Annotated in this window: 16 protein-coding genes and 2 pseudogenes; 6 read left to right on the top strand and 12 right to left on the bottom strand. The window is 57.6% G+C overall.

From position 1 onward, the window contains the following. Positions 1-594: 594 nt before the first annotated feature. From AC07YZ_RS19835 to AC07YZ_RS19825, 3 genes are all read left to right on the top strand, one after another. The gene (locus AC07YZ_RS19835) at positions 595-3030 is read left to right on the top strand and encodes an NACHT domain-containing protein (RefSeq protein WP_494796005.1); all 2436 of its coding nucleotides are present in this window, start codon (positions 595-597) and stop codon (positions 3028-3030) included. A gap of 351 nt (positions 3031-3381) precedes the next feature. Beyond that, complete coding sequence (gene cdd, locus AC07YZ_RS19830) at positions 3382-4371, top strand: cytidine deaminase (RefSeq protein ID WP_494796004.1); 990 nt, start codon at positions 3382-3384, stop codon at positions 4369-4371. A 154-nt stretch (positions 4372-4525) separates the two neighbouring features. Then, positions 4526-5047 (top strand): antitoxin Xre/MbcA/ParS toxin-binding domain-containing protein, encoded by a 522-nt coding sequence (locus tag AC07YZ_RS19825; RefSeq protein ID WP_494796003.1) that lies wholly within the window; start codon positions 4526-4528, stop codon positions 5045-5047. A gap of 264 nt (positions 5048-5311) precedes the next feature. Here AC07YZ_RS19825 and AC07YZ_RS19820 read toward each other — a convergent pair whose 3' ends face one another. From AC07YZ_RS19820 to AC07YZ_RS19765, 12 genes and pseudogenes are all read right to left on the bottom strand, one after another. After that, positions 5312-6394: a CsgG/HfaB family protein gene (locus tag AC07YZ_RS19820; RefSeq protein WP_494796002.1), complete on the bottom strand. Its 1083-nt coding sequence runs from the start codon at positions 6392-6394 to the stop codon at positions 5312-5314. 11 nt (positions 6395-6405) lie between these two features. Further along, positions 6406-7734, bottom strand: a complete 1329-nt coding sequence (locus tag AC07YZ_RS19815) for a hypothetical protein (RefSeq protein WP_494796001.1) — start codon at positions 7732-7734, stop codon at positions 6406-6408. 213 nt (positions 7735-7947) lie between these two features. Continuing rightward, positions 7948-8994 carry a hypothetical protein gene (locus AC07YZ_RS19810; RefSeq protein ID WP_494796019.1) on the bottom strand — a complete coding sequence of 349 codons (1047 nt, stop codon included), beginning with the start codon at positions 8992-8994 and terminating at the stop codon, positions 7948-7950. 123 nt (positions 8995-9117) lie between these two features. Beyond that, a pseudogene (locus AC07YZ_RS19805) lies at positions 9118-9537 on the bottom strand (TniQ family protein); the annotation flags it as partial. Next, the gene (locus AC07YZ_RS19800) at positions 9534-10562 is read right to left on the bottom strand and encodes a hypothetical protein (RefSeq protein ID WP_494796018.1); all 1029 of its coding nucleotides are present in this window, start codon (positions 10560-10562) and stop codon (positions 9534-9536) included. The gene AC07YZ_RS19800 and the pseudogene AC07YZ_RS19805, both read right to left, overlap by 4 nt. A gap of 141 nt (positions 10563-10703) precedes the next feature. Continuing rightward, positions 10704-10949, bottom strand: a pseudogene (locus tag AC07YZ_RS19795) (TniQ family protein); the annotation flags it as partial. Positions 10950-10983: 34 nt separating this feature from the next. Further along, a complete protein-coding gene (locus AC07YZ_RS19790) occupies positions 10984-11997 on the bottom strand; it encodes a TniB family NTP-binding protein (protein ID WP_494796000.1) in 1014 nt (337 codons plus the stop codon). After that, positions 11991-14033, bottom strand: a complete 2043-nt coding sequence (locus tag AC07YZ_RS19785) for a TnsB C-terminal domain-containing protein (RefSeq protein ID WP_494795999.1) — start codon at positions 14031-14033, stop codon at positions 11991-11993. Before AC07YZ_RS19785 ends, AC07YZ_RS19790 begins: the two co-directional genes overlap by 7 nt. Further along, positions 13930-14661, bottom strand: coding sequence for a Tn7 transposase TnsA N-terminal domain-containing protein (locus AC07YZ_RS19780; protein WP_494795998.1), 732 nt, complete (start codon positions 14659-14661; stop codon positions 13930-13932). The genes AC07YZ_RS19785 and AC07YZ_RS19780 overlap by 104 nt, the downstream gene beginning before the upstream one ends. A gap of 265 nt (positions 14662-14926) precedes the next feature. Next, positions 14927-15151 carry a helix-turn-helix domain-containing protein gene (locus AC07YZ_RS19775; RefSeq protein WP_494795997.1) on the bottom strand — a complete coding sequence of 75 codons (225 nt, stop codon included), beginning with the start codon at positions 15149-15151 and terminating at the stop codon, positions 14927-14929. Between the two features lie 303 nt (positions 15152-15454). Then, positions 15455-19789 carry an NACHT domain-containing antiphage protein HyoA gene (hyoA, locus tag AC07YZ_RS19770; protein WP_494795996.1) on the bottom strand — a complete coding sequence of 1445 codons (4335 nt, stop codon included), beginning with the start codon at positions 19787-19789 and terminating at the stop codon, positions 15455-15457. Positions 19790-20047: 258 nt separating this feature from the next. Next, the gene (locus AC07YZ_RS19765; protein ID WP_494795995.1) at positions 20048-20356 is read right to left on the bottom strand and encodes a hypothetical protein; all 309 of its coding nucleotides are present in this window, start codon (positions 20354-20356) and stop codon (positions 20048-20050) included. Between the two features lie 430 nt (positions 20357-20786). Here AC07YZ_RS19765 and AC07YZ_RS19760 point away from each other — a divergent pair, with 430 nt between their 5' ends. From AC07YZ_RS19760 to AC07YZ_RS19750, 3 genes are all read left to right on the top strand, one after another. Beyond that, positions 20787-21797 carry an HNH endonuclease gene (locus AC07YZ_RS19760; RefSeq protein WP_494795994.1) on the top strand — a complete coding sequence of 337 codons (1011 nt, stop codon included), beginning with the start codon at positions 20787-20789 and terminating at the stop codon, positions 21795-21797. A 13-nt stretch (positions 21798-21810) separates the two neighbouring features. Next, complete coding sequence (locus AC07YZ_RS19755) at positions 21811-22857, top strand: PIN domain-containing protein (protein WP_494795993.1); 1047 nt, start codon at positions 21811-21813, stop codon at positions 22855-22857. A 1278-nt stretch (positions 22858-24135) separates the two neighbouring features. Next, a complete protein-coding gene (locus AC07YZ_RS19750) occupies positions 24136-24783 on the top strand; it encodes a hypothetical protein (RefSeq protein WP_494795992.1) in 648 nt (215 codons plus the stop codon). Positions 24784-24991 lie beyond the last annotated feature (208 nt).

The raw sequence follows: 24991 nt of genomic DNA, 5'->3' as shown, positions 1-24991 counted from the left end.
GCGCACAGAGAGTCTTGCGGTTCTCGGCAACGTAGTGCAACGATGGGAAGCTCGAACTTTTCATCAACTCACTCATTTTTGTCGAAGGGAGTTCAATGACCGCCATTGTCACCATCGAAATCGATCTCGCCAAGAGCGTCTTTGTTGGTCAACCCACATTTTTGCTACGGCAGCAGTAACCCATACTGCGCTGCTTCTCTCCACGACCATCGACCGCTTGGTATCAGTGAGCGTGAATACAACCTCCGCCAGCGATCGGCTCCAGTCGGGGCATACCTGCCATCCTCTCATGTCGCGTTAGGCTGGGAGCAGGCGGTCAACTTTGGCACACGAGTGACGGTGAGCGCTGGAAGTAGACTTTGCCAGGATTTGCACTGAAGTCGGCTGCACTATTCGGGAAGTGATGTCGCTGTGTAGGCCCGCAACGAAACAAACCGAACCGAACCGGTAGATCGTTGCGCTGCACTGCACTTGAACCGCCCCGGGGCGGTTCACACTCTATGATGGGTGACTTTTATATGTTTGAAGCAGGCCAGCACTGTCCTGCTTTAAGCGTCAGGGACACGACGTCCTCACTGTTTTTTTCTTGCCAGTATGCCCCCGTCTGATGCGACCCGAATAGAGACACTCAGCACAACCCAACGCGGTGACCGTTTTAGGGACTTGGTGTGTGATCTCCTGCGCACCAAGTACCCCAATCTGAGGGTGGAAGTCCGAGAATCCGGGACCAAAGTTGACATCCGATTCACACGTGAAGACTTTGGGAAAACAGAAGTCTGGGCCGTGGAATGCAAGGACTACAGCAGCAGACTCGACAAGAGTTATGTGTCCGCCCAGATTTATCCGCAGTACGAGGTCATGCGTGACAAGGGGCGAGTGGACCGAATACTGATCGTCAGCCGCTGCGGCGTATCTACAGACGCGCAGGAGTTCATCGACGATTGGCGCGGCGCCTCGCACCAAACTTACGACGAGCTGGCCGAATCGGTCTTTGGCCTCAAGCCCTACATTACACATTTGGCAGAACTACGTCCCACGGAGCAGACCGAGTACGTCGAAGCACGACTCGAAGGCTTCTCAGATCCCGCCATTGCAGTAGTCGAGGACTGGCTGCAAAGTGACAGCGGTCCCAGCCGGTCCATCCTGGGTGGGTACGGACAAGGCAAATCCAGCTTTGCCAAGCGACTTGCCGCTCATTTCGCCAGGATCAACTTGCAGGATCCTACTGCCCGCATGCCAATCCTGCTACGTTTGGGCGAGATCGTGCATGAGACCCAACTTGAAGGTCTGTTTGGCAAAGAGTTCACGTCGCGATTTCCTTGTGTCGGCTACCAATACGCGACGCTGGAGTACCTAAACAAGCAAGGCCGACTGTTCATCATCTTGGACGGATTTGACGAGATGAAGCACGCCATGACGGCGGCGGATTTCCTCAACAACTTCCGAGAGTTCAACAAACTACTAGTTGGCAAAGCTAAGGTGCTGCTTTTGGGTCGGCCCAACGCACTTCCCTTCGATGAGCGCGAATTGGTGTTTCGTGGTCTGGTTCGGGTCGGGGACCAAACCGTCGCCAGTGCAGACTATCAGGCTTGGCCCGAGTGGAAAATTGCCTTCTTCGACGAAGAAGAGACATCCCGGCTGCTAACATCCAGCCTGCGCGTCAACCAGGGCAAGCATGCGGAGAGCCAGCGTTTCTCCTACCCGCCGAACTTTGTCGAGAAGCGCCGAGACGAAATTTTTGCATTGGTACCTGCAGACCTGTTGCGGCGCCCAGTACACGTGCAACTGATCGCAGATGTGGCTGCAGACCCCCAATTCGATCTGCGCGGTTTCAATGAACACCGCCTGTACGAGCACTTCATCCGCAACATGGTGCAGCGCGACACCGTGCTCAAGCCTGCTCGTCGCTCCATCGCGCTGGACGCCCGGCTGCAGTTTCAACGTGAACTCGCCTGGTGGGCTTGGCGAAAGCCTGACGGCACCCAGGGCAGTTTCTACCGTCGCGAACTGCCGGCCATCCTTTTCCGAGATCTGCCCAATGGCAACAGCGCCGATGATGAGGGCAAGCGCAACGAATACATCGTCTCGACGTTGACTGAGGAAAAGGAATCCGGCGTGCTCTTCTTTGCCCACCGGTCCTTCCAGGAGTTCCTGGTCGCAGAACGGATGCGCTTGGTAAAACCCTCGCCGACAGCGCATACCGAATACTCCAGCAGCCTAACGGACGACGTGGCGGCTTTTTTGATCTTGGCACCTGACCAAGACTTCATCCTGGACTGGTACACAACACTGCAAGGGGCTGCAGGGCCGATTGCACTTGGCTATCTAGAGTTCTTTGCATCCTTCGAAAGCATCATCCAGCAGATCACCGAGCACACGCTGTCGAATGATCCCATCGCGGTAGATGTGTGGAGCGCGGTCATCCTGCACCATGCAACGCGGCTGGGAACGAAGGGTGCATTCGACCATGCCTACCTCAACGGGGTCATGCTCAATTTGGTCAAGCAGGGTAGTGCATATACGGCAGCAGGCGCGGCCCTGTCGCTCCTGGCTGTCTGCAACAACGCCAGCTCAGGGCAGGAGCAGCTTCGCGCACAGATTGTCGGCGCGGTGATGGAACGGTGCCTACGTAGGGGTAGAGTTGATAACGCCAGGGGGAAACTTCTCATTCCAAAAAGCGACGCCGACTTTGCCACAGAGTGGATGGCAACACTGAAGAAAACCGTTTCACGTCAAGATGTCCGCCTCGATATGACAATTGCCTGTAACTACGACACGCTGGAGCGCATGTGCGCGCTTCAGCTTCAGGGAAAGAGCGCTCGCTCGGGAATAGGAGTGGCGCCCGTCAACCCTATCACCTTGAAGGACGTCCCCCAGGGTTTCGGTCCGGTTCATGATATTTCTAACACCCAAGTGTTCAGGAGCATCGATGAAAGCTTCATCAAAGAGCACGGGGCATATCTGCGTGCCCAGAAGGCTTCCTTTGACATCGTGCAGGTGGAAGTGCGGGGAAGAAAACAGCAGATCTAGTGCCGACGGCATGGGCCTGCATGGCCCGATCATCCGTTCATGCGCTGCTGTGAAGCAATGATCCCCGCGACGGTTCGATGACCGCTTGGCGGCCGAGACCGTGAACACGAGGCCCAAGGATGAACGACTACTCTCGCTGCAAAGCCGCCCACCGAACTCCGAAGGCCACTTCCGCCCGCAATCAACCGGTAGGCAACGCTGGCGCCCCACGAACCCACAACGCACCGAATTGGCAACTGTGACAGGTAGGCAAGCCTGACCGGTTGCCGTCCTTGATACGTTCAAGCCGGTGGTGCCATGCCTCAAAGGTGGCACTCGGGATAGGGTCCATTCACACACTTTGGAGACAACATGGCCAGCACTTCTGAACGCAGTTCCGCCTGGATCACAGCCATCAACACCCTGCCTGCCAACATCCGTTCGGACGTTGATGCGATGTGGGAACAGGGCGGCTTTTTGTCGGCCAATCAGGTTGGAAGCATTCTGAGCAAGCTCGGTGCACAGGCTGAGATCGGGACGCTGATGATGCAGCTGTTGCCGGTGGCACAGACCTATGCGGTGGTTCCTGTCTCGCACTACCAGGTCGGGGCCGTGGCGGCCGGCATGCCGGTCCCGGGCACAGGTTGGGCCAGCCTGTATCTGGGCGCGAATTTCGAGTTCAGCGACGTCGCCCTGAGCTTCACGGTGCATGCCGAGCAGGCCGCCACCAACAACGCCTGGCTCCATGGCGAAGCGGGTCTGCAGGCCTTGGCGATCAGTGCCGCGCCGTGCGGGTATTGCCGCCAGTTCCTGTACGAACTGGTGTCCGCCCAGCAGCTCAACATCCTGCTGCCGCCGGTACCGGCCAACCCGAACAATCCTTACGCGTACACGATGACACCGCTCACCACCTTTCTGCCCGATGCCTTCGGGCCGAGCGACCTGGGCATCACCGGTGGGCTGATGGACCCCAAGCTGTGCACCCATGCGGTGAGCCTGCCTGGCGGTGCTCCCAGCGACCCCGTCATTGCGGCCGCGCTCGCAGCAGCGCAGGGTTGCTACGCCCCTTACCCCACCGACACCGCATACGGTTACGCGGGCATTGCGGTGCAACTGAATGACGGGAGCATCTACGCGGGACGGAACGCCGAAAACGCGGCCTACAACCCCAGTCTTTCACCGCTGGAATCGGCGCTGGCCTTCATGAACATGAACCAGCTGCAAGGCGCCGCCCGCAGCGTCAGCCGGTGTGTGCTGGTGGAAGTACCGACGCTCTCCAGCCAGCAAAGTGCCAGCGCGGCTGTGCTGGCGGCCTACGCGCCTGGTGTGACGCTGGAATACTACCCAGCGACCAGCCCATGATTCAAGGGATTGGCACTGCGGACGTCTTGATCGACAACAAGACGCCGACCCAGGCCAATGCTGCTTCGAGCGTCAGAGCTCGGGTGAATCGACTTGTGCGGGAGCAACTGTTGTGCAATTCTTCGGTCGGTTCAAATGAACTCAAGGATGCCAGATGCCGACCACTGCAAAGCTTCGCATCACCTCCACTCGATCAACAGCAGTCAAACACCATGAAGGCGCGTTGACCTACTCGCGAAGACGCGGACTGAATGACTTTCTTCGGCAGATGCATGAGGCCACGCCCATGCAGACGCTGCGGACCGAGCGAAAGGGCGTGAGTGCTGCAATCCTGATTGAACTGGCCCGGCGCATGGAGCTGCCCACCGCCTGCATCGCTATGTCATTGGGATTCTCCAAGGCTGCGGCACACCGCAAGATCACGGGCAACACGTTGGTCGATGGACGCCCCATTGTTGGGCTGGTCAAACTGCTCGCCCTTGCCCAGGCGATTGTTGATGAGAGCACATCGAACGAGGTCAAGAATTTCGACACCGTGAAGTGGCTGGGCCAATGGATCATGCGTCCCCAGCCAGCCTTGGGGGGCTATAAGCCCGCCGATCTCCTTGACTCGACCACGGGCGTGTCTATGGTGGCCAAGGTGCTGGGCGCCATTCGCAGCGGGGCTTATCAGTAGGGGTCTGGGCTTTTGGAAATTCTCATTGGCCAGGCTGCGGAGCATGATGGGCCCTGTGAAGCTGGAGTTGACCCACTTCAGTGAGCAGGTCGGATTCTCAAACCATTTCGAGGTACTCCTTCTGGCACCATCGAGATCATCGAAGCCGGCGGCAGCCCACTCGGGCATCTCAGCCGTCTACCCGTCTGCGTTGCCCGGTGAGTTGACAATCGCCAAGTTCTGACCAGCCCCGCAAAGGGTGAGTCTTTGGACCCGCCAGCACGTTCAACGCTGTAGCTGAGCTTTTAGCTTTGCACGGGACGCATGGTCCAATTGAACCCGTGACAGCGCCGCACTGATGGCCTTGTTGGGCTGCGTCAACAGCCTGTCGGCTTGGGTATACAGGTGCAGGGCACCCTTGAGGTCACCAGTCGCCTCGGCGCAGACGCCCAAGTTGTACGCCAGCTCTGGTGAATCCCGTTCTGATAACGCGATTTCCCGCCACATCTCACATGCCCGATCCAGTCTTCGCTCCTTCGCGAACGCGAGCGCGTTGCTGAAGTGCTCCTTCATCTGCGGCGAACTGATGCGCTCGCCAGGCCCAAGAACATCGATCACCCGTTCGGTCTGCGAAGGCGCGATGTCACGTCGGAAGCTCTCCAAGGCGTGTGTCTTGGCTTCCATGAGCAGTTGCTCGCCATCGGAGATGGGCGCACTCGCGCCCGTACCGGGTTCGCTACAAGACTTTGACTTCGTTTCGCCAACATGCCCACGCGAATAGACGATCGCTCCCGTTTCGATCGACACCAATCTTGGCAAGAACTCAAAGTAGGCCGTGCGCGTGGTGCAGTTCGCCACAGTGTCCCTCCAACGCACGCAGCCACCTTCATAGGTTTTTCCCTTCTTGTTGCGCTTCATTTCGCGCTGTGAGCAGATGGTGCGCGGCTCATTGCTACGCTGATCAGACCACGCAGCTCGCGTGACCTTGCCCATGTAGACACCGTTGGCGCCCAGCATCTTGCCCAACCGCGACACCGTGGAATCGTCCAGTAGTCTGCGTTCACCCAATTTCAGCTCAACGAGAAGCGCATTGAGCTTGCGCCGTTCGACGACGTCGAAGTAGCGGCGATCGTTGACCACAACTCCAGCCAATATCGTCTCTATGTCGCCCGTGATGTCAACGCGATCCTTCGCTTCGAACTGCATGACTGCAATCCGGCGAAGGCGCGTCGCGTCTGAGCTTTTGGCCGGCTCGAGCACACTGACGTCGACTTTCGTGACGGGCGCCGCACACCCAACAAGCATGCACAGCATGGCGAGCGAAACCAACCGCGGGATGGCACCGCTTCGTAGCACCTGGACAACCATTACCTTCCTCCCTAAAACTTGTCGCTCAATGAACTGCGCAGCTTGGCAACGAAGTCGGAGCGGAATTGGGCGCGTGCCGTGTCAACGCTGAAGCCCAGGCCTTCCGCGGTGAAAGCGGCAGACTGCACATCCACGGTATAGGGTGGCCGGATGACGAGCACCGAAAACGCCTGCTGGATAGACGTATATCCCTCCAGTTCCGGGCTTCGTGTGATGCGAGCCTCGCCTGCTGGTCGCAGCAGCACGGCCCCGCTACCCTTCTCCAACCCTAGCGTCGACAACTCGTGGCCACCATTCCACACTAAGTCGAACAAGCCCTCGGTAACGAATGCCGGCTTCAAGGCCACCACGTGCCCGCGCTTGCGCATCGCTTCAAGCGCTGCACTGGCAAGCGGCCCAAGCTCGGACGTCGCCACAATCGCCGATCCCCGCTGTACTGGCACCCCTACATATTTCGCTCGGCGAGCCATTGCCTTATCCGCCGAACTCCGCATCTCCTCTTGGCTGCGGCAGCGCGCGAGATGCTCCCTGGTAATTGGATCCAACTCCACGCCAACGCCCGGGTGCACGCCCGGCAAGTCGAAGTACTCACAGGTACCGTCCTTTCGGGCATAGAACCACACCTGCGGTGTGCCGTCGACACCAAAAAACCGCGAGGGCGCCAGCACGGGACGCAGTTGGAGGATCCCGCCCGCATCGCGCTGCGCGATCAACCAGCGGCGCAACCGCGGCTCAAGTTCCGTATTGACCGGTTCACAGACCCGACCGGTGTGTGGATCTCGTTCAACGAGGTAAAGCAGCCGAACGCCCTTGCTGTCAAGCACATAGCACCGAAGCGGCTTGCCCTCGGTGTCGAACCAGGGGCCTTCAATCGGGTCACTGGTCTTGAACGCCAGGTACCCGTACGCAGCGATCCAGATCAGCCCGATCAGAGCACTCCCGACCAGTTGCATATTCGCGGACGGGGACAGGTTGAACTTGATGATGATCGCTGTCGCGGCGACGCTAATCAGCGTGAGCAGGAGCTTTTCGACCCAGGGATTCAGATCTGTCGCCAGGCGGATCTGCCCAACGATGCCCTCACCTACATTCGCGCCCAAAATCTTGCCGATGAGGGGCACAAGGACCACCTCCAAGAATGCAAGGCTCAATCCCAGCAAAAGCAATGCGATGAGTCGCTCTCTCGTCGCTCGACGTCCCGTAGGCAGTGTAGGTTGCTGCTCACTCGTGTCAGATTGCACTGCCCCTGGCGACAGGAGAAACCATCGCCATGCTGCGGTCGCCACAAACAAGAGGCTGACAACGGCCTCCAAGACCTGAACAATGATCGACGACTCCATGGTCCTCCCCTTGCTGCTGTGATTGCAGTCAGCAAACCCTCGTTAGCTTGAGCTTCTCAATTTACACCATGATACAGACTTAAGGGAGATTCCCTGCGGCTCAAAACCAAGTCCAAGACGGTGAGAAATGCGACTGAATCGCGTCGACAAGCGCGCCCGAAATACCAGTCTTTGAGAGCATGGCTGACCAGACAGTATTGGAACTGCCTCAATTCAACCAGGGCTCGGCATTGCGTTTTCTTCGATCGCCGTGGCAAGTCCTTCAGCCCTTGCCGCAGGCAAAAAAACCACGATGCTGCGTGCGAGCTCAGCAGGGAGTTGAGCGGTGAGTCCTCGGAACCGCTTGGTAGTTTGCCGAGCGCTCTGCCGCTCTTCGGACAGCACGCGTTGCGAGACCTCTTTGTGCTGGTTGATGGCGAACATCAATCGGTCAACCAGACCGGCCAGTTTTGAGCTGTCCTGAATTCTTGTCCGCCGTGCGATTTCCAGCGCCTTAATCATCTCCTCCCGGCTTGTGTCCTTGGAGAGCAGTAGGCCGTCTGCACCCAGAAGCCCAAGCAATATCGCAACGAGGTCGTTTGAAGCGGCCATTCGGGTCCTCAGTGGTTCATAGGTGGCCTGGTCAAGCATCTGGTGGCAAGAACGGAGAAAGGAAATCCACTCATCGTGGGTTGCCTCGTCCCGCTTTGGTGGGTAGAAGTCGACAAGGCCCTTCGCTCCTTGCCACTTCAAATGGGCTCGAAGGGTGGTCCTTGATGGCATGTGTCCATGCTCGCTCTGAAGATCAGCAATGGCTGCTTGAAGCACTGGCTGAGACACGAATCTGTTCTGTTTGGCCAAGTTCTTGTCGACTTCCTCCGTCATCCAAGCGGGCTGCAGATGGATTGCGCCATTGAAATGGGTCCTCGCGATTTCGGTGTCTTCACAGAAGGACACGAATGAGGCCGGCCAGTGCTCAAGTACCTTGAAAGCTGCCGGCACCAGGACTGCTCGGTCCGCGACATCGAGATATTCAATGACTTGGGTGTGCTGAGCTGATTCCGACAGACTGGCCAAGACGACTCCCCACTCAGTTCTGGAGCTTTGAATCTTGCGCATGGAGCGGTTGCGCAAAAAAAGTTGACCAACCGCTCGCAGCGCCTGAAGCGCTTGGATAGGGGGAACCTGGATCGCGCCCAGGCGAATTGACGCGGACCCAAGCCACTGCGCCGGACCAGGCATCTCATGCGCAACAGATGATTCCGCATTGCTGTCGTGCATGTGCCCGCAGCGCCAGCAACTTCGAAAGGATATGAAGCCTGGGTCCACCGCGCCCTGAATCCCACACCCGGATGGCCATGGCGCGCATCCGCACTTTGGACAACGATCCAGGAGCAATGTGTGGTGAACCTCGCAGTGCGTGTTGAACCCCATTCGCCATCCCAAACGATAGTAGGGAACTACATCGGTAGACAAGCAGTGCGGGCAGTACATCGGACCATTCGTACCATTGGCTGCGCTCATCCGCATGCGCAGCCACCAGGCAGGCTGAGACCTTGGGGAAAGGTCGGCCACGACGCGTCCAATCAGCGAGCGCAAAGTCATGGAGGTGACTTGCTCGCTCGTGCTTGCGTGGAGGCTGGCGATCCAGTCGATCTCGACCAAAGAAACACCCACGTCCGGATCCGAGCGGCGCGTTCGCTCGTCAAGTACGGGGAACAATGCGTATCCGTTCGCCCAGCCGACACGTTGACGCCATGAAGAGGAGGATTCACCAGGAAGTGGTCTCGGCCTGATGAGAAAAGGGGTACCAGTGTTCTTCATCTCAACCCAGCCCTCTCCCACTTTCGAAGAGCATTCTGATCGATCAGGAGTTCGTCGATGGCAACGACATAGCGTTGCACCTTGCTCACCTGAATTCGTCCGTTGAGAATCGCTTCCAGGAAATCCTGTAGCTGCCTAGCTGGCCGCCCTCGGAATCGCCGGATGGCGGTTGAAAAAACCACCTGCTCACCGTCCAAGTTTTTGCGGACGCGAGCACATGCAAGAATCCTAGCCGCGTACTCTGTGACCTCGGACGGCACCAAGCGGAAGTTGTAAGGTGCACGCCCAAAGGGAATTGCATGGACCACCTCGGCGCGAACAAGTGCCCGAACTGTGTCGCTGGTGGTGCCTAGTGCGATGGCCATGTCCTTCACTGAGGCGCTTGATCGGGCGATGTGGATCGCCTTTTGAACCCGGTCTTTGCCAATCTGATAGCGCTTCGTTCCATTGGGCTGTTCACAGACTTCATGGGGACCCAGCCGGCCACTCTCAAGCCAGTATTGCGCGGTGTCATAGGAGCATCCGGAGCTTTCAATCAGGTACTTGATTCCTACCTTTTCCTCGACACTTTTCTGGATCAGCTGTGGACTTCGTCGTCGCGGCTTGAGCGATCTGCGAGCATGGGAAATCCAATCCGCAATCGCCGCCTTCACGGTAGGCAAGAGAGCTGGCGCGCTCAGTGGCTCTTCCATCAACAGTGGCGCCGGTGATCCGTTGAAGGCTATGCGATACGACTCCAGGATCGACTGCAAATTTCTTGGCCACTGAGTGAAGGCGTCATGAATTTTCATGAGGTCCTCAAGCCTCATGAAAAGCTCTTCGATCCGTCCCAACTTCTTCCGCTTGAGTCCATGAGTCTTTTCCGATTTCAAGACCGTCAACCGCCTGCAGAAGATCAATGCAGCGAAATCCTCAGGCCTTGAAGCAGCAAATGTCTGCGCAGGGGCCGCATAGATTTCTTGCAGATCCAGTGCTCTGTAGAGACCCCCAAAATCCACTGCCGACCTGTGGCGTGGCATGCCCAAAAGGCTGGCTCCACAATCGCATGCAAGCAACTTCCTCCGCAGGTGCGACACCGGTCTGGAGCACTGCGGACACCTGTCGACCAGCAATATCTCGTGCTTGTGACATATGAACTGGAATGCTCGGTCCCAGGTTGCTAAAAGGTGCTTGTTGGTCATCTCCTCTATGCACTGTGGGCAGATCCTTGCGGAATGCGCTCTCAGCGAATTTCGGAGCGGAAGAATGCCCGTACCTTGTTTGGGGAACTGACCTGCTTCCGGTTGATTGGGCGCAAGTCCTAACTTGCTAAGCACCATCGACGGCTCGCTTGCGATCAACGTACCAGGGGACACGTTCAGCAGTCTGCCAAAGTGCGCGGATCCCTGGTCCAGATGATTGAGGGTGGCCACACGCAGCAGGTATCCGGGCCAGGACTCCCCGGCCTCAGGCTGTGGTCGTATGAGCAAGCTCTGCCCCCTTCAGGATTTCGAATGGTTCGTCCACACGATGAAGCTGCCTAGGAGAGAAATCGTCCGAGAAAGGGTTGTGTGTCGGATCGCATGGGCCATGGACGTACTTGAATGCACGCTCCAGGTCCTGAAGCGTCATCACCTCCCTATGGTCTTTGAAAGCCTCGAGCCAGCCACGGTCAACCAGCTTGATCAGGCGATCAAAAATACCATCCGAGCCCAAGAAGAGGCGTGAACGATTTTTTGGGTCGACCAAGCAAGAAGGCTCGGCCAGTGGCAGGTAGGCATCGAGCTTTTCCAGCACGCGGCTGAACAGCCGAATACCCGTCTTGGTGTGAATCGAGAAGTAGTCCAGCTGCGCGCGGTACCCAACTCGTTTGACGACCTGCGGGTCGCTGTTGATGACCTTTCTCGCCTCCTGGGTCCCCAGGAACACCCACACTGCGAACGACTTGTCGATGAACTGACGCAGTCGCGTGCTGACCAGCTCAACCCCTCTGGTCGCCCGGCGTGCGGGGATGTCCTGCACGTTGTCGATCAAGATCAAGCGCACTTCGCACTGAGTCAGGAAGAGCTCGGCTGCCTTGTGCGTGGCCCGCTTGTTCTTTCTGCCTCGCGGGTCGGCATCCCCAAGCGCCTCAAGAATGGCGAAAGAGAACTCGATGGGCGTGCACGGATCTGGCACTTCGATCACGAGCACAGGACAGATTTTTCGATCCTCTTCGTATCGCGCGTACCTTTGCTCACCGATGGCTTTGAGGCGGTTCATCAGCGTGGTCTTGCCCACACCGGAGCCACCAAGGACAAGCATGCCGGTCGCCTGACCAGATCGCTCACATTCACTGAGCTTTTCAACGAAGTCGTCGAGGATGTCAGCTACAGCAGGGTATGCGATGAAGAGATCTTTGAGCCAAGACTGTCGCTCCTGGGCGTCGCAGTCTTTCCATCGTTGCTTTTCAGGTGCTGGGCTCTGGATGCTCATCACCATGCATCCTCCTCACACAGTTCAATGGTGTCCAGCTCCAGCAGTGAGTACTCAAGCTCGGTCATCACGACCTCGTGGGTGTCAGGTGCGCTGGATTTTGCTTTTTTGCCACCAATCTCTTCTGTTCGAAACGATAGATCCCCAGCATTGAGAGCGATCTTTTTATCCCTGAGCTTTTTTGATTTTGCGAGCTGCTGCACGTACCGCTCAAGCTCGAACCGCATAGCAACCAACTCGCTCATGTTTGGGTTTTCGATCTTTTTGGTCCGCGCGAAGCGCAGGATCAGGGACTGCTGGTACCTTGTCAAACCCCTGGTGTAGTCGGGATCCATCACACAAGGGATTCGACTCAACGACTTGGTTCTTGGGTGCTGGATCAGCAGGAAGGACAGGTCCTTTGGGTCTGCGTATACCAGCACTTGAGCTTTTTCACCCAGCTCCTGATGAAGCATTGAGAGTTGCGTGGACCAGTAGCGCAACTTGAGTGTTTCGAGACCGCCGTTGTCGCGGAACGTCAGAAGGTTCGGACGCAAGCGAAGCATCGCGACCTGTTCGGCAGACCAACGCACAGCTGGACCATGATGGCGGAAGTGTTTGTACCATCTCTCTGTTGGACTGCAACCGTCTTCGCCCGGTTTGATGAGGTACTGGCCAGTAACCCAGCGTGCAAATATCCTACGAAAGTCGGTGACGGAGAGAATGGCATGGCTCATCCCAAACTTGACAGCATCGGGATCTTTTTTGTCACCTCTCCAGCCAGGCAGTTTTGGGCAGAAGTCACTTTTAAGCACTGAGTTGAAGTGCTCGATCGCGCATTTTTCTGTCGGTCCATAGGGCTTGGCCCCAGCCATCATGAGCTGCATTTCTTCTCTGCGAAGCTGCATGGACTTCGACAGGTTGTAGGGGGCGTTGTCCATCAAGATCGTGCCTTGTGCGCCATAGCCGAGCCAGGGACGTTTGCAGTCCTTGAAGTCTGACCTGTTCATGTCCTTGGGCAGCATCGAATCTGCAATGGCGCCCATAGCGGATTGGTAGGACCTTGGTTCATGTCCGAGGTCGTAACCCAGCGGAACAGCCGTGTTCTGACAGACGCCAATCGTGAGGTAAGCCCGCCCGTGTGGCATACCCGTTTTTTCGTCCAACAAGAAGACACCGCAATCGGTATCGTCGTACTCACTCACAAGCAGAGGGAACTCGGCTACATCTCTCGATAGTGCGTTGTTTCGATACAGTCGGCGCGCCCTCGACCGCCCTCGATTTCGGACACAGATCTCGTAGCCGGTGAAGTACTCATCAATCCTCCGCGAGATCGTGCTTCCACCGGGCACTTCAATCTCATTGCCGACCAGTGCAAGGTTCTGCGACCTGATGACCACCCGTACTTCATCGACGATCTCTTGCTTAACCAAGGGGCCCGGTGTCTCCGCTTTTTTGGCGAGGATCCCCAGGATGACTTCTTCAGCTCGATGGTCAGTTCGAGGTTTGCCACGGCCCCCCCTCATGGAGTTGCGTGGGATCAAGACAGTCCAGTCTCCGTTGGCCTTTTGAACCTTATTTGCCGCCGCCCACAACGTGCTGATCTCAAACCGATGAACACCAGCCAGTTCTTTGGTGGCAAGGGACTCGATTGCTATGCGTACCCATGGTTCGTTCACAATCCGCACGATCCCCTTTTGATGCAGGGCCTCGATCCATTTCTTTTTGGCCAGCATGACAGCCACTGCTGCTTCTGACTCCTGTCTGATGTGCGCAAAAGGCAAGGTTGAGCTGGAGGCCCTTGCTCCAGAGTCGGTCGTCATTGCAGTGACTGCGGTTGCGCTGCCTTGGATCTGTATTTGTCCTGTATGGATCGCATCAACGATCTGTCTTTCGGTCACCTCCTTCACTTCATTGGTCTGTATGTGCCGAAGAAGTACCTTACCTTCTGCCAACCGCTCAAGCCGCAAGTCCTTCCCACCAGTCCGCAGCATCATTCCTTGGTGCAAAGAGATCTGCGTACAGGTGGCGGGGAAAGTGAAGATAGATGGGGGAGTTTTCATGAATTTTCTCCAGGGAGTTGATGTGAAAGGCGCCGAGCGCAGCAGCCGAGATCGCGTCGTCCCAGCCAAATTCGAGAAGCAGTGGTGCCAAGGTTGCTACGTCCTGCGCAGCAGCGTGAATGCGGTCTGCAACATCGCTGGAAACACGATGCCGAAAACCTCGATCCAGCATCCGAACGGTGTGGGAGGTGTGTCGAGAAAGCCGATCGCGGTCTGTCCAAACGTGGTACCCGAAGCCCTTGTTGTCCAGGAACTCCCGCTCCATGTCGAACTTCTGTTGCACCTCTTCATTGATGAAGCGTTTGGACTTGACCTGCACCACGTGCAGCGCTGGTGAACCACTTTCAAGCTCAACCAAAATGTCCGGGATTCGATCCTTGGGACCTTTCAGCTCCTCGAGAGAAAACGGTTGAGACTTGAAGCGCTTGACCACACCGAAAAGTTGCAGATGCCGGAGCAACATCAATCCAGTGGCTTCATGTCCACCCTCACCAAACTGCCACCCGCTTTCGGTGAGTACCGGAACGCGGGTCGTGGACTTGCTTTGCTTGGCCACGCATCGACGCGGCGCGGAACTGAATATGGAATCGCGCCAGGCGCGCGATGGCTCTGTGTTGAGCTTTGTCATCGAACCTCCAATCCTCCCCCCGGGACAAGCCGATCCGCTGGATGTACAGACGTGATCAGGCCTTCCCTGGGCAGAGAAACGAAAACGAACAAAGCCGGAGTTGACCGTCAGCGAACGTGACGGTAGAGTTGGGTCTTGTTAGGAACGCTCTCAACTTCGGTTGGGATCAAGGGCTGAGCACTTTGCCGAGTGCTTGGCCCTTTGTTTTTGTGCGCGCGCATTCGTGCGCGCGCACCAGTGCATGAGGATGTGGTGGGCGGGGTGACTACTTCATGCCGAGCGCCCTCGCAATTTCAAAGCTCTGACCACGAAGGCACTTGCGCTCGCCCCGGAGCACGGCGTACACGAGAGGTGTACTGAACCCGTGCTGGTGCGCCCAATCAGTGATGGCCACACCGTTGGCGCGAAAGTCGGCCAAGCTGCCGATGCCGGCACTCGAGGCCTGATCGGTAGCGGGTGTGCGGGTGTCCGGTGTGTTGTTCGTAGCCATGCGCCATCCAAGTTTTGGATGGCGCAGATTAGGCCAAAACATCTCTAAAAAGTCAAATTTCCCTTATGAATCAAATACTTACTTCGTCGATTAGTTCATCCGTGAAAAATAATCGCCTCCCATTCTTGGCGTCCGGTGAGCGCGCGCTTGTTGGCGGTCTGCGTGTTTACAAACGCGCGCCAGCCTTCGTGACGCGGGTCCAGTCAGCACCCGTGGCAATGCGGTCAGCCGGCCTTATCGCCACCATGTGGACCCGACGAACTGGGGTTTTCGGTAACTGTGCCCTCGATCAGAATCGATGTTTCAAGCAGCAGGCGCACCAGCACGCTTGGTGAGGTCGACTCCAACCACCAAGATGTCCTCGACGTTCGGAAGGCTCGGGGAAAGAGCCACCCATTGCGCCTGAAGCGCTCGAACCAACCCATCGAAGTTCACCGCGCCGGCGGCGTCCGGTAGTTGCCAAGACTTCTGGTCGCCGCGATGCACGAGCAGAAACACGCCACGGGTCGATCTGCGGTCTCGAAGGTAGTCGCCGCAAAGCTGCGCCTCGAGCCGCTCAAACAGCTTGGGCCCGCTCCAGTTGTCTGCTAGCTTGAGTTCCACAGGTACTGGTGCGTCGAAGGCGATCCCGTGGAAGCGCAGGTCGGGCCGCTTGGCATCCGCGAGTTCCTCTTCCTGCGGGACTGCGTAGCGGCCGCGAGCGAGGTTGCGTAGCCAGTTTCCGATATAAGTTCTGATTTCACGCTCGGACGCTACGCGGGCCAGCATGGGTGCGTCGCTACTGTCGCCCTGCTCCAGGTCCTCCTTCAGATCAAGAAGACGCAAGACCGCGAGATCGAAGAGCTCGCTGTGGTTGTGGGGCATTCGCTCTTGGTCCTCATTGAACTCCCGGACTTGCCCCTCCGACCAAGGCGCGCCTGCTGCGTCCGACTCAGCCTTGGCTTTGGCCAACATTGCAATGTACGAACGGTGTTGCTGGCTTGGGTGCTCGTGAGCGATCTCGCTCAACGCCACGAAAGCATCCTTGCCAGGCAACGCGCGCAGAAGCGAGAGCAGGTGCTCCCGAGCGTCTTGGGCGTCATCCCGAATTCCTGGCGAATAGACGCCGCCGCCGGCACGATCAATGTCCTCCTCGAGTAGGACGTACTGGTGAGCAAGCAGATAGAGGGTCTTCAGATGCCGCGCAGTACCATACGCGCGGCGGACACGAGAGGCTCCGCCCCGCCTACCTCCCACAAGCTGCGTCAGGACGTTCATCACGAACCTGACCTGTTCTTCATCAGCAGGGAGGCTCTCGATGTGCGCAATGAGCGCGGGCAAAGACTCGTCAGGAGCGACGCCGGTCCAAACCGCATACCACTGCGCGCAGTGCTCAAGCCGCATGGAGGACAGTGCTCTCGATTGCGCCAGAGTCTGTATGGCCTCATCGGTCGCGGTCGATCCCTGTATCACGCTGAGCAAGTACTGGAGGTTGCGCAGATTCTTTGGCTCAGCCGTAGCCAACCGATTGAGCAACGCGGGCGCCAGCGGATCCCAGAGCCACTCACCACTCCCATTGACGTCGTAGATGACATAGTGGGTGTCCTTGTCCGCGACCCCTATGCTCAATTCGTAGTCGATTTCTGCGAGCAACAGGTTCCCAACAGTTGTAGGGCTGCGCCTGAACACCGACGAAAACCAAGCGGGATAGCCATTGAGTTCGTGCATGGCGTACCGGAATGCCACTTCCACATCGGCGTCGCTGAGGCGAGCGACCCAGCCCTCAGTCTCGACACTCTCGATCGCGAGGCCGGTGAGTCCGAAAACGACCTGAAACGGCGTTGAGTTGAGTGGTGCACCCTCAGAAACGAGGACCGGACGATACCGACGCCAGTAGGCCACCGCCCCGTCCCTGAACGCCTGTGCAACCTCGGTGCCGAACGCGGGCTCCAGCGATCGCCAGTCCGAGACCGACCATGTGGTCATGCTCTTCTCGGTCCTTCGCAGCTCCTGGAGCAAGTAGTACTGGTCCTGGGAGACTCCGTCCCGGCCAAGGCCTGGGTCGCGAACCTTGTCGAGGTTGGCAAGCAGGTGCTTGCGCCACGCCTCGCGGCTCTTCTCCTCGCTTTCAGCGCGTGCTTTGCTCCGCCGCCTCCAGTGATCGTTCATGCGCCGAATCTTGGCGGCCTCAGGCAATTGCCGCGGCGGATGCAACAGTGTCTGCAACCGCTCACTGAGCGGTGTCGCACTCTTGCTAGCCGCCTTGAGTCGATGGCGTAGCGCGGCCGGCCGACCCCGTTCCACATACAGCTTGAACGCCAGCGACAACGCGACCAGCTTGTCATCCAGCAAGTTGCGAGATGACATGCAATCCAGCGCCGCATCAAAGTCGGCAGGGGTGAACGTGACAAACGAGTGCCAAATTTGCGCCTGCCACCAATCTGTGACGCGCTCCCCTTTTTTACCAACCCTCCGCCGCGCGGCTTCAATCGAGTGCCAGAACAGTTCAAAGTTGAGCTCGGGCCAGCCCTGAACAAGCGCCTCGAGATCCAGCTTATTGCCAAAGTCGAATAAGTCGTATGGCTGGGCACTCGGCAGCTTGTGCAGGAGCGCCAGTACAGCAACGCTGAAGACAGCCGCTTGGCGCTCCCGAACCAACCGATGAACCGCCAGCGCGGCCGGCTTCAGCAGCCAGGCGTACCGGGTAGAGATGTCGCAGTGCCCTCTCTCAATGACCGGCTGCTCGTCGATGAAGCGGTTGAACCGCTCGGCCAAGGCCACGACGTCTCGGGACTCAAGCTGTTGGACGAAATCGCAGATTCCCTCGCGCAGATAGTCCACAGAGAATTGTCGATACCCTGCCACTCGCTCGAGACAATCGCAGAGCCAGGCTGAAGTGCCGTCGAACCTCGGAGCCGCCGCGAGAAGCTCCGCAAGAACTTCGCGGTTCAGTACGGGAGTTTCCTGGGCAAATGTCCCCCTGATCGTTCTCATCTCACGCTCTGTACCTGTAGCGCGAACTGCACGAATGGCCACCTTGCGCGCGTAGATCGGCAAGGTGGGCGACGTCGCCGCTTCCACGGCCTCTGGAAGCACGCCGGCCATTCGCCCCTGCCAAACCATGCGCAGCAAAAATACCTGCGCCTCTTCGTCCTTGTGGCTGGCGAGGAGGCGCTTCACGTCTTCCGCCAGATCGTCAGCTGCGAATCGCTGGATCGCCGAATAGTCGGAGGTTGGGCGTGGAGCCCCCCCGGAGAGCTCGGAACAGGTTGCCTCGAGCACACGCCGGCGCGTTGCCAGAAGCAGCTGGCTGGGGTCACCATCGCTCAGAAGCACCTCAGGTGCAACAACGAGCGCCCGTTCTTGGATCCTCGGGTCCAGAACCGCCAACCAAGGTAGGACGGGACGCAGGACGGGCGGCACAACTTCGAGTCCATACTGCTCACGAAAAAACAGGCCTTCGATCGCCTTGCGTGATGTGTTCTGCTTGAGCAGCTCGGCAAACCACTCCGCAGTGAGGTACTCGCGAGCGGACCGATGGTGAAAGCGAACGGTCCCGTAGATCTCCTCGTCAAAGATCGCTCGCTGGAGCAATGTGGTGTGCTCCTTAGCAGACCAGTTGGGCAGAAGGGCGTCAAGACGCATACCCCGAACGATCTTGGAGCGGTCAGGAACGGCAATGGTCTGTTGGAGCGTCAGGGTGCAAGCTGCAGCGACCAGTCGAGCGCCTTCTCTCGCACGCGCGAACGCCAGTGGACTCTGCTCGTCGCGTGTCTGGTCCTGCTCCCGCAATCGTCTGTCGATGCTTGCCCTCAGCAGTTCCAGTCGGGAACCGATGCGCTTGTTGCTCTGCCAGAACTCCAGCAACTCCAGCAGGTCGAGCGGGCGCGCCGTGAAGGACCAACCGTCGGCACGCTCGATCGCCTCCAATAACTCGTCGACATCCCGGACACCCATTTCGGTCGCGAACAGTCGAGCCTGTGTCACAGAGAGGCCTTCCAACGAGACGATCGTGAAGGCGGCTTGGCCCGGGTCAGTCGCGCGCACCGTGGTCTTTCGAAAAGAGCCGGGTTCGTCGCGGGACTCATCCACCAAGGCCGATCTGCTCGGACCTGAATACGGCAAATGCCGAGCGCACAAGGCGAGGTCCGCGAGCGGGCGCCAAGCTGCGGCTCGACCCGTCAGGATCAAGTGCGCGCGTTGCAACGCCGTCTGAAGCCTGTAGCTAAGGATTCGCACCGCAGACTCGAAGTCAAGTGGGTCCCGCAGCCGTGACTCGTCGATGGAGTCCAGCAGCAACCATCCTTCTTGACTGGATTCCAGCCAGGTCTCGAACTCGTCAAAGGTTCCCTCTTCGAACGCTGCTTCAAACGATGTGGAAATGTGCTCAAGGCGGAGGAAGAAGGCAGTCTTTCCATCCTCCCTCAGCCGCTGTGCGGTGTGCCTGATTTCTTCCGTCTTTCCCGCGCCTGCCTCGGAGAGGACGACGACACGATGGAGCAGGAGGATGTCGCTCCATGCGAGATTCGTTGTCGAAGGAACAAGCTTCGAGTCGTCGGACGCAGTGATGGTTGGATCATCGACCAACGTTCGAAATGTTCGATCAAGCTCGATATGCATGGGTGCAAGGATACTTTCGATGTCATGCAGAAACGTCAAACAGATCGTTTAACCGGCACAACTCGCGGCAGGTGGCCATTGAGCCCATCACGGCCCAGCTCGGTTGCTGGTACTTGACTGACCCGATCTCTGCCTGCCCGTGATTGGGGGCAATTGCGCGTCGCAACGATCATCGGCGAGCCTTGGGGGGGGCGGTTGCCAAACGATTTATGGCCGCGTGCGCCGCGGGCTTTGGCCAGGAGAACCTTGTAGTTGCTATCTGCGGCGCGGCGCGGGGCCGTCGCAGGCATCTCCTGATCAAGTCCCTTCGAAGAGATGAAAGTCTGCAACCAGGGCCACAAGATGTGTGGCGATTTCCTCCGCATTCTTTGACATCACTCCGACTGGCACGCTGCCACTCGACAAGCCACAGTAGCGCACCTCGACGAAATGGCATATGCCCTCGGGCAGGGCTTCGGCTTCCCCTCGGATCGCGTCCGCGATCGAGTCGTATACGCTTAGCTCTCCCTCTCTGGTGATGGTTCCCCCACCCAGTTCAGCCTGATACAGGCCCCTGTCTAGCCGATCAATCTGGAGAGTGAGGCTCAGTGCGAGGACGGAAGTCATATGAGGTCTGTTCGAAGTTGAAAAGAGCTCGGCGCCGCTTCAATCAGATGCTGAGCGCAGCGGCGAACGAATGGTGCACCCCGGGCACGGTAACAGGGTCAGCTGCAGGCTGACAGCCGCCGGCCATGTTTTGCAGACCAATGACAGCTGCCGCCGGAACCTACCATTCCTCAACCTGCGAGGCGACCGACCGCTGCACCATCAGCAGCGGCCAACCAACAGCGATGGGCCAAACGAGATGCCGAGCGACTCCAACCCGCCAAGACGACCGGCTCTTCGCGACCCTGAGCGGCCCGTCACCGACTTGATTCGATGGCGAAGAGCAGTCACTCGCGCATCCGTATTTTCAAGAGGGGAAAGTGATTCGCGAGAAGTAGCCACCAAGGACGAAGCCGCCCTGGTCAGTACACTGCTGAGCGGAGGTCGACGCATGGGAACAATCAAAGCACCAAAAGGCCGCCCATTCAGAAGCGAAGAAAGCTACCTGTCTGAGCGAATTTCGCGCAGCATGGTAGAGCCATTTTTGAAGCAGAAGGGATACACGAATATCGAGGACGTACGCTCAAAATTTGGCAAGAACGAGTCGCAACTAGTTTCGGCTGTCGATCCGAATGGTGATCAGGTCAAGCTTCATGTGCAATTGTGTTGGCGGCGTGGAGGCGGCAGCAGCAGTGAGACCGAGAATGGTCGAGGTGCGAACCAAACTTTCTCTGCCGCTCAACTTCTCGCGAAGATCAAGGACGGTGACTGGGAAGGCTCGATCCAAGCCAAACTTCAACGCGACGCGAGCCACGGCGTAACGCATTCGCTCTTCGTGCAGCGTGAAGATGCACGGTTTGTGTACGCGGCGTGTATACCGCTGAAGGCGGTGCTTCCGATTTGGAAGAGGCAACGAACGACTAGCCAGCGGTTGATCGACCAGGGCGCCTTGGGACCGCGAAAAACAAAGAATCATGCCGCGAACGGAAGTAGCCCAACCATCTGGCTCCAAGACGACCGAACTCCCGGTGCTCATCGAGTCGCTGATGCCCTTTGGGGACACAAGGGTGTCGTCGATCTTGTGCAGCTAGCAGATCAGGTGGTTGAACGGACGGGCATTGACGACACGTTCGACGACTGCTCCGTTGACTACAGCCAGCTAGGTGCCGACGGCGCACCGCGAGTGCCGGTCCTGCGGTCGATGGTGAAGCGGGATCATAAGGTTCGCCGAGAGGTGATGAATCGGGCCAAAGGTGTGTGTGAGAGTGAGGAGTGCGACGAGAGCCGTAGCTATCCAGGCTTCTTGGACGTGCACCATATTCTCGGCGTCGAGAAGAGCGACCGAGTTTGGAACTGCGTCGCGTTGTGCCCGAACTGCCACCGCGAGGCGCACTTCGCGCCGAAGCAAGACGCCATTAACGCTGCCCTGCTTGAGTACGCGTCGAAGTATCGACCGCAGTAGCCCCCGTCAGATCATGTTCAACATCCTTATCGATACCAGCGTTTGGCTCGACCTCGCAGAGCCCAAGCAGGTGCCTTTGCTCGATCCCTTGATAGCAATGCTAACTGGCGGGTACGCGACTGTTCTTGTGCCTCGGACGGTTCTTACCGAGTTCAAGGCAAATCGGGATCGAGTTGCAAGGAGCAGCGAGAAGAGTCTCTCAACACACTTTCACCTAGTGAAGGATGCGATCCGCAAGGACAGCAGCAACAACAAGCGTCAGAAGGACAAAGTTCTAGAGTTTCTGTCGGATATCGATCATCGCATTCCACTTATGGGTGGTGCGGCCAAGGCAACGCTCGACCGCATCGAGAAGATCCTCGAAACTGCCACGCCGATTGAAATAACCGATGCGGTCAAGGTCAAAGCCACAGAGCGTGCCTTGAAGCGCCAGGCCCCATGTCACACGAACAAGAACTCGGTGGCCGATGCGGTCTTAATCGAAACATACCTTGAATGCGTTCGAAACGGCAAGCCGGGTGAGCGCTTTGCGTTTGTCACCCATAACTTCATCGATTTCAGCCTCGCCGCCGGCAATCGAAAGCTGCCTCACGCCGACATCGCTTCGGGCTTCAGCAAGATCAAGTCGCTGTACTTCATCAACCTAGGCGATTGCCTGCGACGCATCGAACCTGGGCTGGTGGCTGAAGTTCTGTTCGAGTATGCATACGACCAAGAGCCGCGAAGCCTCAGTGAAATGTTGGAAGCGACTGACCGGCTCACGACTGAGGTCTGGCACAACCGAAACATGAACACGCAATGGGAAATCGACCACGGCAAACACAAGATCGTCACCCAGGCTGAGTGGGATGCCGGTTGGGCCAAGAACAAGGCCTATGGGCAAAAGCACACCATCGACACAATCTGGAAAGGGGCGCTGAAGTCCAGAGGAAAGGCGCGCAAAAAGCTCGGCGAAGGCAACTATGGACCGTACTCGGATTTCGAGTGGGGAATGATCAATGGAAAGCTGTCAGCCCTTAGATGGGTGCTCGGCGAAAACTGGGATGAGCTGTATACGTAGGTCACGGTGAATCCGTGATCCCGGCGGTCAGCCAAAATCACCAGGCGTTGTGGCACGCAGGATGCCGGCCACGATCCGCCGCTCTTCATGCAGAGCCGCCAGTCCGATGGCGTTGACCGAACAAGCGAAATCGACCCGGAGCGGTCGTCCCTCAGATGTTGTGTGACCGTCACCCATGTCTTGCCGGGTCACTGCGAGTTCTGTCTCCCAAACTGGTGACTCCCCGCTAGACTGCTTCGCAGGACGCAAACATGCACCCTCGGGTTTGTCTATTCTGTTCTCCCTGTCCATGCATCCAGATGATTGCGTTTCAGGATCGATTTCAAAGAAATTTCGGAGTTGACATGCGACTTTATTCAACAGCAGCGACTGTGGGCATCCTGCATTTTGTCGTTTAAATCAACTTTGAATCTAAACATGCTGGACGGCTATTACTGCTCTATGCGAGTTCTCGTGCGCCACCCCGCTATGTGTGCAGCTGACCTGACACGCGGACTTGGCGAGGAGCCTGATTACTCAGGAGAGCCCACCGACGGCAAGGTCGCGTTTTGGTCCCGGGTTAATGAGACGCACGGAGAACGTAAATTATTCTCAGAGGTGACCGACGTTATTTCATGGTTGGAAAGTAAGAGCACCTTTGTCCGTGAAGTCTTGGACACAAATGGATCAATTGAGGTAATCGTCCAGTTGCCTGGAGACAGGAACATAGGCGATTCTTGGAGAGCGAGAGATATGTTCCGTGCGGCCGCACTGGGTGTGTCGTTGGGGATCGAAGTATTCCCAAGCATCCGAGGCGTGACCAAGGAGAATTAACATGCCAATCGACACGCACCCACAACAACAGAAGGTGGCTTTGCCGCGATGTGTTTCGGGCTTGTCCTTTCACGTTATGTCGTCTGAATTGCCGCCTGTCTACAGGTTGGTTGAGGAACGGGAGCCGGGCCTCGAATGGAGACATATTTGGTCGGGAATGCATGAGGTCCGAGGTAGTCGGTTTGACCTTCACGCTTGCCGACTCATTGACGGCGACCAGCTCCGCCTCTACGTGTTCAAAGACAGAGAATTCGCCGCGTACTTTCTGGATACAAGACATGATGCGAGTTGTCCTCGCGGGAGTGATGTAGAAGCGTCGAACGTGAATGACTTGATCTCAGAGGCGATCAGTGATATCGACTCAAATAGTTCAGGGGTGTACTCGTGAGCAGCGCTGCCAATCGACATAACATTTCTCCCCATCGGACCGCTTCCGGCATCCGCTGAAATTCGACCTTAGCCCGCATGTCCTCACTCATTTTCTACACCGACGTGTCGCAGGCACTGGTAGCTACCGACACGTTAGCTGTGAAGCCGGGAGGTGAGCCTCTGATGTTCTGCAGCAAGGCGATTTATCTTCCCCACATGAGGACGATCATCGCGGGCACTGGATTGGGGATGTTTGCAAGTGATTGGGCGAATCACGTCAACAATCGTCTTATTGTCGCAGGGCTTCGAAACCTGGACTACCACACACCGGATGGATTGCGCGCCCTTTGGGCGATGGCAAAGGAACAAAATGACATTCCAGATTCAATAACGACAACTGTTTACCAAATCGGGGTTAGCGAAGACGACGAAGAGGTACGCGCATTTGCATATCGGTCGGCGAATGATTTTGAGTCAGAACTCTTGGGCCACGGTACGCGCGCGAAACCCGAATGCACCTTCCCAACAGAGGGTCATCTATTGCATCACCTTCGACCTATGATGCTTGAGCAACGCGCCATCCAAGATGCCAAGCCTGCCGAGCACCGACTCTACATCGGAGGTGAATGTGTCGTGATGCATTTGACAAAGGAATCGTGCACGACTGCAACGCTGTTCCGATTCGATGACTACACGGAGCAACTGGCGGAAATTTTTGGAAGATTTGGGGAAAATGCAGGCTAACAGCTCACTCGACACGTAAACGCGATTCCAGGCTGCGGCTTCGCCGCGTGTGTTGCGTTCCGGTGAGCTCCAACGTTGAGCGACCGCTACTGGCCGAAAGTGTAAGTTCGCGGCGGCGCTAATTGGCTGAGCTTCGGCCTGGTGATCATGCCGGACAACGTTAGCATCAGGCTAACTTTAGCGAAACCTGGTCCCGGCCAAAATCAGA

The sequence above is a fragment of the Hydrogenophaga sp. GW101-3F08 genome (genome assembly GCF_059424585.1).
The sequence above is the reverse complement of the archived record's forward strand: the minus strand, read 5'-3'. Positions and strand labels throughout refer to the sequence as shown.

Bases quoted from the DNA above. Each gene is read 5' to 3' on its own strand.
- AC07YZ_RS19825 (WP_494796003.1), top strand. From the start codon at position 4,526: ATGCCGACCACTGCAAAGCTTCGCATCACCTCCACTCGATCAACAGCA.
- AC07YZ_RS19820 (WP_494796002.1), bottom strand. From the start codon at position 6,394: ATGGTTGTCCAGGTGCTACGAAGCGGTGCCATCCCGCGGTTGGTTTCG.
- cdd (WP_494796004.1), top strand. From the start codon at position 3,382: ATGGCCAGCACTTCTGAACGCAGTTCCGCCTGGATCACAGCCATCAAC.
- AC07YZ_RS19785 (WP_494795999.1), bottom strand. From the start codon at position 14,033: ATGAAAACTCCCCCATCTATCTTCACTTTCCCCGCCACCTGTACGCAG.
- AC07YZ_RS19750 (WP_494795992.1), top strand. From the start codon at position 24,136: ATGTCCTCACTCATTTTCTACACCGACGTGTCGCAGGCACTGGTAGCT.
- AC07YZ_RS19810 (WP_494796019.1), bottom strand. From the start codon at position 8,994: ATGCACGACAGCAATGCGGAATCATCTGTTGCGCATGAGATGCCTGGT.
- AC07YZ_RS19765 (WP_494795995.1), bottom strand. From the start codon at position 20,356: ATGACTTCCGTCCTCGCACTGAGCCTCACTCTCCAGATTGATCGGCTA.
- AC07YZ_RS19815 (WP_494796001.1), bottom strand. From the start codon at position 7,734: ATGGAGTCGTCGATCATTGTTCAGGTCTTGGAGGCCGTTGTCAGCCTC.
- AC07YZ_RS19790 (WP_494796000.1), bottom strand. From the start codon at position 11,997: ATGGTGATGAGCATCCAGAGCCCAGCACCTGAAAAGCAACGATGGAAA.
- AC07YZ_RS19775 (WP_494795997.1), bottom strand. From the start codon at position 15,151: ATGGCTACGAACAACACACCGGACACCCGCACACCCGCTACCGATCAG.
- AC07YZ_RS19780 (WP_494795998.1), bottom strand. From the start codon at position 14,661: ATGACAAAGCTCAACACAGAGCCATCGCGCGCCTGGCGCGATTCCATA.
- AC07YZ_RS19755 (WP_494795993.1), top strand. From the start codon at position 21,811: ATGTTCAACATCCTTATCGATACCAGCGTTTGGCTCGACCTCGCAGAG.
- AC07YZ_RS19760 (WP_494795994.1), top strand. From the start codon at position 20,787: ATGGGAACAATCAAAGCACCAAAAGGCCGCCCATTCAGAAGCGAAGAA.
- AC07YZ_RS19835 (WP_494796005.1), top strand. From the start codon at position 595: ATGCCCCCGTCTGATGCGACCCGAATAGAGACACTCAGCACAACCCAA.